This is a genomic window from Micromonospora sp. NPDC005171 (assembly GCF_040608575.1).
GTDB lineage: Bacteria > Actinomycetota > Actinomycetes > Mycobacteriales > Micromonosporaceae > Micromonospora.
On the sequence record NZ_JBEXIM010000006.1, the window covers coordinates 36,628 to 47,746 of the forward strand.

General features: G+C 72.0%; 11 protein-coding genes. 7 read left to right on the forward strand and 4 right to left on the reverse strand.

The features are described 5' to 3' along the window. Positions 1–4: 4 nt before the first annotated feature. Positions 5–619 (reverse strand): peptide chain release factor H, encoded by a 615-nt coding sequence (gene prfH / locus ABZU74_RS11690; protein ID WP_355421516.1) that lies wholly within the window; start codon positions 617–619, stop codon positions 5–7. After that, positions 616–1,803: an RNA ligase RtcB family protein gene (locus ABZU74_RS11695; protein ID WP_355421519.1), complete on the reverse strand. Its 1,188-nt coding sequence runs from the start codon at positions 1,801–1,803 to the stop codon at positions 616–618. Before ABZU74_RS11695 ends, prfH begins: the two co-directional genes overlap by 4 nt. A gap of 172 nt (positions 1,804–1,975) precedes the next feature. Here ABZU74_RS11695 and ABZU74_RS11700 point away from each other — a divergent pair, with 172 nt between their 5' ends. Continuing rightward, complete coding sequence (locus tag ABZU74_RS11700) at positions 1,976–2,506, forward strand: adenylate kinase (protein ID WP_355421522.1); 531 nt, start codon at positions 1,976–1,978, stop codon at positions 2,504–2,506. A 21-nt stretch (positions 2,507–2,527) separates the two neighbouring features. On the opposite strand, the gene ABZU74_RS11705 is transcribed toward ABZU74_RS11700, so the two are convergent. Then, the gene (locus ABZU74_RS11705; RefSeq protein WP_355421525.1) at positions 2,528–3,166 is read right to left on the reverse strand and encodes a methyltransferase domain-containing protein; all 639 of its coding nucleotides are present in this window, start codon (positions 3,164–3,166) and stop codon (positions 2,528–2,530) included. A 119-nt stretch (positions 3,167–3,285) separates the two neighbouring features. On the opposite strand from ABZU74_RS11705, the gene ABZU74_RS11710 reads away from it, so the two are divergent. Then, positions 3,286–4,041, forward strand: coding sequence for an SDR family oxidoreductase (locus ABZU74_RS11710; RefSeq protein ID WP_355421528.1), 756 nt, complete (start codon positions 3,286–3,288; stop codon positions 4,039–4,041). Positions 4,042–4,050: 9 nt separating this feature from the next. On the opposite strand, the gene ABZU74_RS11715 is transcribed toward ABZU74_RS11710, so the two are convergent. Then, the gene (locus ABZU74_RS11715; RefSeq protein WP_355421531.1) at positions 4,051–6,276 is read right to left on the reverse strand and encodes a hypothetical protein; all 2,226 of its coding nucleotides are present in this window, start codon (positions 6,274–6,276) and stop codon (positions 4,051–4,053) included. Positions 6,277–6,561: 285 nt separating this feature from the next. Between ABZU74_RS11715 and ABZU74_RS11720 the strand changes: the two genes are divergently transcribed. The 5 genes from ABZU74_RS11720 (at position 6,562) to ABZU74_RS11740 (ending at position 11,035) form a co-directional block, all read left to right on the forward strand. Beyond that, positions 6,562–7,710, forward strand: a complete 1,149-nt coding sequence (locus tag ABZU74_RS11720) for an FUSC family protein (RefSeq protein ID WP_355421534.1) — start codon at positions 6,562–6,564, stop codon at positions 7,708–7,710. A 91-nt stretch (positions 7,711–7,801) separates the two neighbouring features. Continuing rightward, positions 7,802–8,326: a hypothetical protein gene (locus tag ABZU74_RS11725; RefSeq protein WP_355421537.1), complete on the forward strand. Its 525-nt coding sequence runs from the start codon at positions 7,802–7,804 to the stop codon at positions 8,324–8,326. A 70-nt stretch (positions 8,327–8,396) separates the two neighbouring features. Then, on the forward strand, positions 8,397–9,239 hold the full coding sequence (locus ABZU74_RS11730; RefSeq protein WP_355421541.1) for a DUF4097 family beta strand repeat-containing protein: 843 nt from the start codon (positions 8,397–8,399) through the stop codon (positions 9,237–9,239). A 33-nt stretch (positions 9,240–9,272) separates the two neighbouring features. Beyond that, entirely contained in the window at positions 9,273–10,250 is a 978-nt protein-coding gene (locus tag ABZU74_RS11735) for an ATP-binding cassette domain-containing protein (RefSeq protein WP_355421544.1), read from the forward strand. Continuing rightward, positions 10,247–11,035: an ABC transporter permease gene (locus tag ABZU74_RS11740; protein ID WP_355421547.1), complete on the forward strand. Its 789-nt coding sequence runs from the start codon at positions 10,247–10,249 to the stop codon at positions 11,033–11,035. The genes ABZU74_RS11735 and ABZU74_RS11740 overlap by 4 nt, the downstream gene beginning before the upstream one ends. Positions 11,036–11,119 lie beyond the last annotated feature (84 nt).

An 11,119-nucleotide genomic window follows, 5' to 3' on the forward strand; every position in this document is an offset into this window, starting at 1 on the left:
GTCCCTAGGAGCCCGGACGTTCCACCCGCACCGGATCGCCGCGAACCAGCCCGTCGTGGATGCGCCACCGGGCGGTGGTGACGGCACGCCGGGCCGCCTCGTCGTCCTGCTCGATGCGGTGGCGCAGCAGATCAAGGGCGATCCGGCGGTTGAGACTGAACTGTCGCTCCTCGTCCACCACGACCACCAGGCCCGACGGACGGTGCGTTGCGCGTACCGCCGTGCTGGCCTTGTTCCGGTGCTGACCCCCCGGCCCGCCGGTACGGCAGCCGACGATCTCGACGTCCGCCTCGCGGAACGTTGTCGGCCGGGCGTCGCGTTCGGGCGGCTGGGCGGTGACGTACCAGTTCTTCCGGCCGACGCCCGACCGGTACGGGCTGGGGGCCTGCCAGCACAGCGTCCCGGTCCACGTGGCCGCGAACGCCTCGGCGTCGGCGCCGGAGATCCGGATCAGCACCGACCGGTAGGTGCCGGTGCGGTCGCCGGGCACCGCCTCGACCTGCTGGATCGTCAGACCTCGGCGGGTGCCCTCGCCTCGCAGGCGGCGTAGCAGTTGACTCACCGCCCAGGCGCACTCCTGCGGCCCGCGCCCGGCCGACAACAGCAGGAACGTGTTCACGACCGGCCTCGCCGGCCGCGGTGGCCCCGCCGGTCCGGTCGTGCGGCGGACCCGAGATCGGGCGTCTTGTAGGTGACCAGGGGCGTCGTGCTGACCACCGGCGTGGCCAGCTGGTGCGCCACCAGGTCGGCGATCACCTGCTCGATGCGCTTGTACGCCGTGGGCGCCTCCTCGAAGAGCAGCTGCCGGTCACCACAGACCACCAGCGACCCCACCGGGGTACGGCGTAGCTCCTCGACGGTGTGCTTGGCCCGGCCCCGCCGAAGGGCGTCGGCGCGCGACATCTTGCGGCCAGCGCCGTGGGCCACCGAGTGGTTGGCATCCGGCCCGGCGTGCGCGGCCACCAGGTAGGAGGCCGTTCCCCGGGTGCCGGCGATCAGCACGTCGCGCCCGTCACCCGGCGCCGCGCCCTTGCGGTGCAGATAGACCCCGTCCCGGACCTCGACCAGGTTGTGGCACTGGTCGACGATCGGCGCGGTGGGCTCGGCCCCCAACGCGTGTGCCACCCGGGCGGCCAGCACCCGGCGATTGAGTGAACCCCAGCGCACCGCCTCGTCGTGCCTCCTCAGGTAGGCGGCGGGATCGGGAGCCGCCCCGGCTCCGTGGACCTCGGTGTGCGCCCGCAGGATCCGCTCGCCGAGGCCACGGGAACCGCTGTGGACGATGAGCACCAGATCGCCCGCGTCGAGCCCGAGCCGGCCGGCGTGCCGTACGTCGAGGACGGTGTCGACGCGGGCCAGCTCCACGAAGTGGTTGCCCCGGCCCACCGTCCCGAGACCGTCGAGGTGGCCGGCCGGAACGTCACAGTCGACGGCGGCCCAGGCCGGGTCGTCGGCGTCCCGTACCGGGTCGAGCGCCTGGTCGAGGTCGGGGAACCGGGCGGCAAGCCGTTCCGGTACGGCCCGCCTGAGCTTGATCGGAAACACGGCGATGCCGCAGCCGATGTCGGAGCCCACCAGGAACGGGTACAGCACTGTCGACGCCATGGCCGCGCCGATGGGCGCGCCCTTGCCGGGATGCAGGTCCGGCATCGCGGCGACGTGCCGCATGCCGTCCAGGGCGGCGACCTGTTGGCACTGCGCGAGCGCATCGGACTCGATCCAGCTCGCGGGAGAGGCGAACACCGTGACGGTGGCCGGGGCGGACGGGGGCAGGGGCTCCCGAGGGAGGTGGTGCTGGGACAAGGAGGCTCACTTCTCGCTGCGGACGTGGGAACGGACGGCGTCACGGCCCCCGGGAGGCATCACCGGTGGCGCGGAGCAGGGGGTGGTGTCCGTCAGTACGTCATGGGCGTCACTCTGGCCGAGGCGCGCCGGGCACGACAACTCATTTTCCTGCACGACGTACGCTGCCGCGATGAGCGCACCGCGTCGCATCCTGGTCTACGGGGTGTACGGCTCCGGCAAGTCCACCCTCGCCGCGCGGTTGGCCGAACATCTCGGCCTGCCCTGGTATCCGGTGGACGACCTGCTCTGGCAGCCGGGCTGGGTCGAGGTGCCGGTCGCCCAGCAGCGCAGCCGGATCGAGGAGATCTGCCGACGGGACCGCTGGATCATCGACGGGGCGTACCACGGCTGGCGGGACGTCCCGCTGGCCCGCGCCGACCTGGTCGTCGGCCTGGACTATCCACGATGGCGCTCATTCGGACGGTTGCTCCGCCGTACCGTCCGCCCGGTGGTCACGGGCGAGGTTATCTGCAACGGCAACCGCGAGTCGCTGAGCAGTGTGCTGTCCCGGGACTCGATCCTGCTGTGGCACGTCACCGCGTTCGGCCGGGCTCGACGGCGGATGCGGGCCTGGTACGTGGACCCGTCCCCGCCGCCCGTCGTGTTGCTGCGCTCCCCGGCGGCGCTGGACGTCTGGCTGAGCGGGCTGCCCCGCCGGTGAGCGGTGCGAACGGCGGCGGTGTCAGGTCGGCCTGATCGCGCGGCCGAGGACGCAGGGCGACGACGGGCTGTTGCTGGTGGCCGGGAAACGGAACCGGCGCAGCTCCGCCACCTCGAAGCCGGCCGCTGCGATGGCGGCGACGGTGTCACGGCTGGTGTGGCAGCCGGCGAACAGCCTCGGCCACAGGGTGGCGTCGAGGATGCGTTGGGCGCGGCGCAGACCGGCGGCCTCCTCGGCGGCCACGTGCTCGAAGAACCGGACCTCGCCTCCGGGACGCAGCACCCGGCTGATCTCGGCCAACGCGCTCGCCTGATCGGGCACTGTGCACAGCACCAACGCGACCACCGCCGCGTCGAACTCGCCGTCCCCGGCAGGTAGGGCCTGGGCCAGACCATCGACGACAGTGACCGGAACGGGCGCGGTCGACGCGGCGCGCTCGGCAGCGGCCCGCAGACGCCGCTCCGGTTCGATCGCGAGAACCTCGGTCACGGTCGGCGGATAGTGGGAGAACATCCGTCCGTTGCCCGCACCGATCTCGATCACCCGGCCGGAGAGGCCGGCGACCAGGTCCCGCCGGAACGCCGCCGTGCCGGCCCGGTCCATGGCGACGCTGAGTCGCTCGTACACCCGGGCGAACACCGGGTGGGACACCGTGGCCACGTCGACCTCCTGATCTCCGTTGCGCTGCTCTGCGCCGATTGTCCTGCATCCGCGCACGCTTTCCGTCTTACTGATTGGCAGCACGATTCAACCCATGTGCAGACAGGAGTAAGTCGACCATGAAGATCGTCGTCATCGGGGGCAGCGGCCTCATCGGTTCCAAGTTGGTGGACCGCCTCGGCGCCCAGGGCCACGAGGTGGTCCCGGCATCGCCGAAGACCGGCGTGAACACCCTGACCGGCGAGGGGGTGGCCGACGCGCTCGCCGGCGCCGAGGTCGTCGTCGACGTGTCGAACTCGCCGTCGTTCGAGGACGCCGCCGTGCTGGAGTTCTTCGAGACGTCCACCCGGACGCTCCTCGCCGCCGCGTCGGACGCCGGGGTGAACCACTACGTGGCGCTCTCCATCGTGGGGTGTGACCGGATCCCGGACAGCGGGTACATGCGCGCGAAGGTCGCCCAGGAGAAGCTCATCGTCGCGTCCGGCCTCCCGTACTCCGTGGTGCACGCCACCCAGTTCTTCGAGTTCCTCCAGGGCATCATCGACACCGCCACGGACGGCGACACCGTGCACCTCGCGCCGGTGCTCATTCAGCCGATGGCCGCTGACGACGTCGCGGCCGCGGTGGCCGAGGTCGCGCTCGGCGCGCCGACGAACTCCGTGGTCGAGGTCGCCGGCCCGGAGCAGTTCCGCCTCGACGAACTGGGCCGATCCCTCCTCGCCGACAAACAGGACCGTCGTTCGGTGGTGGCCGACCCCGACGCCCGGTACTTCGGTGCCAAGCTGGGCGAACGCTCGCTCGTCCCGGCCGACGGCGCCCGCCTCGCCGGCACCGCCCTGGACGACTGGCGTACCCGGGCGGGCGGGGGACACTGAGCCGGCCCGCTACCTCGGCGTCCCCGGCGGGCCGGCCCGCCCGCCGAGGCGCTGCACCAACTCCCGTACCGCCTCGGTGAACGGTTCGTCGGACTCGCCCGGCCAGTGCCCGTGGATGGGTGGGGCGACGCTGTCCCCGGGGGGTGTCACCACGTCGCGGGGATCACGCTGTCGACGATCCACAGCGGCGGCCGGGTCACCGCTGGTGGCCGGCGCGGGACGCGGGGAGAAGACCCAGCCACCGATGGGGTCGGTGTCGCGCCACAGGTTCACCCAGCGCCAACCCACCCGCCGGCCGATCTCGTGCAGTGCCGCGTCGTCGATGTAGGCGGGGAAGAGTCGTGCGTAGAGGCGGCGCAGCGGTGATCCGTGGGTGAGCAGGGCAACCCGATCGCCGACCTGCGGCGGCAGTTGGAGCACCGTGGCGGCGAGCAGGACCGAACCGTGGCTGTGCCCGGTGAGCAGCACCGCGTCGCCTCGCTCGACGAGGTAGGTGATCCGGCGGGCCAGTTCCGGCACCGCCCGCTCGGAGTAGCAGGGCGGCGCGAACGGGTGGGCGGCCCGGGGCCAGAAGGTGCCGAGGTCCCAGAGGACGCCGACGTGTCGCCGGTACGGCTCGGTCCGGTACGCGAAGATGCCGCCGATGATCAGGCCGAGGATGATCGCCGCGATCACCCAGCTACCGAACGCGATGGTGAACGTGACCGCTGCCGCCGGCAACCCGATGTTCGGCTCGATGAGGTCGCCCGGGAGGTGCGCGAGCAGGCCGATCGTGGTGGTGGCCGTGCCGAGTCCGGCGAGGCAGCTGTAGACCACTGCCAACGGCATCAGCTTCTCGGTGAAGCGAGCCCGGGCTATCGCGTCTCGGACCTGCCCCAGTCGGGGCCCAGCCCCGGCCGGCGGGTCCGGGAAGTCGCGGGCGACTATCGCCGCCGCGGCCCGGCGTCGACTCCGGCGGGAGAGCAGGATGACGAGGCCGGCGACGATCGCGGTGCCCAACACTGCGCGGAAGAAGCCGTGGATCGCCCAGGTGTAGGCCGGGGGCGGTCCGGTGGCGATGCCCTCCTCGGTCGGCACGTCGCGATCCAGGAAGTCCGCCACCCGGTAGACCAGCTCGGCGGAGTACGCCACCGCCATGCTGATCCCGGTGGCGACGACAACGAGAGCGCCCAGCCCGAACAGCGGGGTCGCGCCGCGTTCCCGGCGCCGGTGCCACAGCAGCACCACGCCCAGGGCGGCCAACAGTGTCGTCTGAGCCGCGAACAGACCGGTCAGGGTCCGGTCGTAGCCGGGGAGCCCGTGCTGCTGCGGCCACGGCTGCGAACTGGTCGGCACGTGTGCCACGACGACCACGGTCAGGACGATGGCAGCGGTCCGGAGGGTGCGGGTGACCCGGTCGAGCCGTTGGTCGCCGGGGGCCCGGTCCATCAGCGGCGGTGTGCAGAGCAGCCCCACGCAGCCCGTCAGGGTGACCCCCGTGATCGCCGTCAGCGCAATCGTGACCGCCGACGCGTCGTTCGCGCCCTGGGCCAGGAGCAGGACGAGGTCCAGCGTCGCGAACGCCGCGGCGACGTGGATGGCGCGCAACCGCCCCACCAGCGGCTCGGCGTCCCACTGGCCGACGGTGCCGAGCCGAGGCGCGGAGCTGCCCGCATCGGGTGCGCGAAACGCCTCGAAGGTACGCCCCGGACGGCAGCTGACCCGCCAGATCAGGCCGATCGCGGCGACCGGGACCAGCGCGAGCACCGCCAACCGCAGGCCGACCGGCCGCCCACCCAGCCAGGACAACCAGCTGCGTCCCGCGTGGCAGTCCGGCGAGGCCAGGCACTGCCAACCGACGAGATCCAGGGCGACGCCGGCGACGGCGAGCACGTAGAGCACTGTGAGCGTGAGCGCCAGCACCCGGCACAGGGACTTGACTGCCGCCTCCGACCCGGGGTTCGCCGGGCGCATCCAGATCGCGACGTTGACCAGCATGAAGGGGAGCAGGAACACCACCGCCAGGGTGCGGGCCACCGTTCCGGAGGGCAGGTCACCCCAGCGGTACGCCTCAAGCGTCACCCCGTGCACGCCTGTGCCGTCGGAGCACCGGGGGCGCGGCCGGTAGAACCCGCCACTGCGGTCACCGGCGACCTGCCCGGTCTGTTGCAGGCCCAGCACCTGCGCGGCGCTCGCGCCGGAGACTCCGTGCACCCGTAGCTCCACGACGTCACCGGAGTCGTCCGGCCCGCTCAACCGCGCTGATCCATCCGACGTTCCCCCGAGGCGTCTCGCAGTCCTTGTCGACGACCCGGCCCCGATGTCACGCGCCGGGGCTGCCGACGGCAGAGCCGGGTCTACCCGAACCGGACGACCTCAATCGCGGCGGGCCGGGACGCTGGCGGGGTCGTCGCCCACGCGCTGGACCCGGTCGCGGTCAACCGGCTCCGGGCGTACGCCGAGGAGGCGCTCGCCTCGCGCTGAGGACGGCCGGGCCATGCTGGCGAGGATTGATCCGGTCGTGGCGGGGTAGGTGCCGCCATGGTCGCTGCCGGTCGGCGCGGAGCGGACGCGGGCCCGTCGACCGTCGCCCGGTGGTGGGACCGGTTGGTGGCCGCGTTGCGCGACCGGATCCGTCGGGTACGGACCATCGGTGGCCTCGCCCTGCAGGCCGGCCTGGCCGCGGGGCTGTCCTGGTTTGTGGCGCACTCGCTCCTGCAGGTGTCGCAGCCGGTCTTCGCGCCGATCTCCGCCGTCTCGACGCTCGCCGCGTCCGTCGGCCAGCGGTTGCGTCGCACCGTCGAGCTGATCATCGGTGTCACCGTCGGGGTGCTGATCGGCGACCTGCTGCTCCTGGTGATCGGCACCGGGTGGTGGCAACTCGCCCTGATCGTGGTGCTGGCGATCGTCGTCGCGCTCTTCCTCGCGGGCAGCGCGGCGGTGGTGATCCAGGCCGGAGCGACGGCGGTGCTGATCGCCACGCTCAGCCCGGCCGTCCGGGATCTGGAGATCCCCCGGTTCGTGGACGCGCTGGTCGGGGGAGGGGTGGCGCTGCTGGTCACCGCCGTGCTGCTGCCGCTGAACCCGCTGCGGGTGCTCAACCGGGCCGCGCGGCCGGCGTTGGACCTTCTCGCGACCCAACTCGAGGCCACCGCCGAGGCGTTGACCGAGCGGGACGGCGCTCGGGCCCGTGTCGCCCGGGGTGAGCTGCGGCAGAGCGCGGGCCGGTTGAAGGCGTTCGTCGAGGCGACCCAGGGCGCCCGGGAGGCGAGCACGCTGTCACCTGTGTACTGGCACCAACGGCGCGGGCCGGTGGGCCGCTACGCGCAGGCCGCGGAGCCGATCGACCGGGCGATGCGCAACAGCGGCACCCTGATCCGACGGTCGGTGACGCTCATCGAGGACGGCGAGCCGGTGCCGGAGGCGTTGCCGACGGCGGTGGCCGATCTCGCCGGGGCGGTCCGCCTGCTCCAGCGGCAGTTCGCCGCCGGTGCCGAGACGAACCGGGCCCGGGAGCAGGCGCTGCGGGCGGTTCGGATGGCCGGGCATGCCTATCGGGACGGCGTCGGCTTCTCCGGTGCGGTCGTGGTGGCACAGGTCCGGACGACCGTCAGCGACCTTCTGGTGGCCTCCGGGCTGAGTCAGGAGGACGCGAATCACCTAATCCGGAGGGTTTTCGGCGACCTCTGAGGGGCCGGTGACCGCCGGCGGAGCCAGCCGATGGCACCTACCTGAGCCATGCCTGTTGCATGTTGAGCCAAAGTGGTGCCATGATGGTGCCATGGAGCTGAGGTCATACGTCGAGAACCTGCGTAACGAGTTCGCCGTGGCCGCGGAGGGCGTGGATCCGGAGGCCCGGGCGCTGGCCGAACGACTCTTCGCACAGTTGGAGGCGGCCACCCGTCTCACGCTGCTCGAAGCGCTGTCCGACGCGGCCGACGAGATTACCCGTGACCTCGCGCCGGGGTCGGTGCACGTTCGGTTGCGCGGACGCGAGCCCGACTTCGTGGTGGCGCCGGCGAGCCCGCCGATCGAGGTGGCGAGCGAGCCCAGCGGCCCGCCACCGCTGTCGGTGCCGGTGTCCGCCCCCGACGGTGACGAGGGCGGCACCTCACGGATCAACCTGCGGCTTCCCGACCACCTGAAGGCCAGCGTCGAGGAGGCCGCTGGCCGCGCCGGCCTCTCGGTCAACGCCTGGCTGGTGCGCGCCGTCGCCGGTGCCATCGGGGCGGGCGACACGGAGCGTCGTGCACCCCGCCGGCCGGAGCCGCGCTCCGGTCAGCACTTCACCGGCTGGGCCCGCTAACTTCCCGCACCCCTTCCACCACGCCGCTGACCAGCGGCGACCTTCGCCGACCACCTTTCGGGAGACCACCATGCCTGTTTTCGAGACGCCAGAACCGATTTCCGTCCAGATCGAGATGCCGATCGGCGATGCCTGGATCGCCGCGAGCGACCGCACCGACACGGTGGTGACGGTGCGGCCACGCGACCCGTCGAGCAAGGCCGACCTGAGCGCCGCGGAACAGACCACAGTCGAGTTCGCCGCCGGACGGTTGGTGATCCGGGTGCCGAAGAGTTGGCGCCGCTACGGGTTCGGCCCCGGGCCGTCGGTCGACGTTCTGATCGAGGTGCCGACCGGGTCACGGGTGCACGCCGAGGCGTCCTGGGCGGCGTTCCGCTGCGAGGGCCGGCTCGGCGAGTGTCGGATCAAGACCGGGAGCGGCATCCGACTCGACGAGACCGGGCCGTTGGAGATCGACAGCAGCCACGGCGAGGTCGCGGTCGAGCACGTCCTGGGCCCCGCGCGGGTGAAGGCCTCGTCCGGCAAGGTGCGCATCGGCGCGGTCGACGGCACCGCCGAGATCAAGAATTCGTCCGGCGACTGCTGGATCGGCCGCAGCGGCGGCGACGTCCGGATCAACACGGCCTACGGCGACATCACGGTGGACGCCTCGCTGGCCTCGGTGACGGCGCGCACCGCCTACGGCAACCTGCGCCTGGGTGAGGTCACCCGCGGCGCGATCGACGTGCAGACCTCCTACGGCGCGATCGAGGTCGGCATCCGTCGCGGGACCGCCGCCTGGCTCGACGTCAGTTCCAAGCACGGCCGCGTGCACAACGCGCTGGAGTCGACCGACAGCCCGGCGCAGACCGACGAGACGGTCGAGGTCCGGGCGAACACCTCCTACGGCGACGTCACGATCCGCCGCGCCTGACCAACCGCTGCTCCGACCACAAATGAGGAGACCATGACCAGCTCCATGAACCCCGCGATCGTCGCCACCGACCTGCGCAAGTCCTACGGCGACAAGGTCGTGCTGGACGGCATCGACCTGATGATCACCGAGGGCACGATCTTCGCGTTGCTCGGGCCCAACGGCGCCGGCAAGACCACCACCGTGCAGATCCTCTCCACCCTGATCAACGCCGACGGCGGTGGCGCCCGCGTCTTCGGTCACGACCTGACCCGGGAGCCCGACGCGGTACGCGCGTTGATCGGTGTCACCGGCCAGTTCTCCGCCGTCGACAACCTGCTCACCGGTCGGGAGAACCTGACCCTGATGGCCGACCTGAGCCACCTCGACAGGGCCGCCGGTCGGCGGCGGATCGCCGACCTGCTCGACCAGTTCGACCTGACCGAGGCGGCGGGCAAGCCGGTGTCGACGTATTCCGGCGGCATGCGCCGGCGGCTCGACCTCGCGATGACACTGGTCGGAGAGCCCCGCGTCATCTTCCTCGACGAGCCGACCACCGGCCTCGACCCGCGTAGCCGCCGGGCGATGTGGCACATCATCCGCGCACTCGCTGCCGAGGGCGTCACCATCCTGCTCACCACGCAGTACCTGGAGGAGGCCGACCAACTCGCCGACCGGGTGGCGTTCCTCGACCACGGCCGACTGATCGCCGAGGGCACCCCGCGCGAGCTCAAGCGGCTCATTCCGGGCGGCCACGTGGTGTTGCAGTTCGCCGACCAGGAGGGGCTCGACTCGGCGGCCCGGACGTTCGAGACCGGCACCCGGGACGACGGGGCGCTCACCCTCCAGGTGCCGAGTGACGGCGGGGTCGGGTCGCTGCGATCCCTGCTCGATCAGCTCGACCACGCCTCGATCAGCGTGGCGGGGCTCTCCGTGCACACCCCCGACCTCGACGACGTCTTCCTCACCCTCACCGGTCAGCCCGACACCCGGGCCGGCCGACCCGACCACGAAAGGGCTCCCGCGCGATGAGCACCCTCTCCCTCGCCGTCCGCGACTCGAGCACCATGCTGCGGCGCAACCTGCTGCACATGCGGCGGTACCCGTCGATGACGTTCCTGCTCATCGGCATCCCGATCATCATCCTGCTGCTCTTCGTCTACGTCTTCGGCGGCACGCTGGGCGCCGGCCTCGGCCCGTCCGGCGACCGCTCCCAGTACACCAACTACGTCACCCCCGGCATCCTGCTCATCACGGTGGTCAGCGCCGCGCAGGGCACCGCCATCTCGGTCGCGATGGACATGACCGAGGGGATCATCGCCCGGTTCCGCACGATGTCGATCTTCCGACCGTCGGTCCTGACGGGCCACGTACTGGGCAGCCTGGTGCAGACCATGCTCAGCCTCGTGGCCGTCACCGTCGTGGCGCTGCTGGTCGGGTTCCGGCCCACGGCCAACCTGGTCGAATGGCTCGCGGCGGCCGGCGTCCTCGCCATGATCACCTTTGCGCTCACCTGGCTGTCCGTCGCGCTCGGGCTGGTCAGTGACAGCGTCGAGACGGCCAGTAACCTGCCCATGCCGCTGATCCTCCTGCCGTTCCTCGGCAGTGGGTTCGTCCCCACCGACTCCATGCCGACAGCCGTGCGGTGGTTCGCTGACTACCAGCCCTTCACGCCGGTCATGGAGACCCTTCGTGGCCTGCTGCTGGGCACCGGGATCGGCGCCAACGGGGTCATCGCGGTCATCTGGTGCACCGTCGTCAGCGTGGGCTGCTTCCTCTGGGCGAAGGCCCTGTACAACCGCAACCGGACGGCCTGACCCGACCGGCGCTCGGTCTCGCCATCGCAACGGAGAGCCGGCGGCTCGGCCCACAGGGGTCGGGCCGCCGGCTCGTGGCGTCGT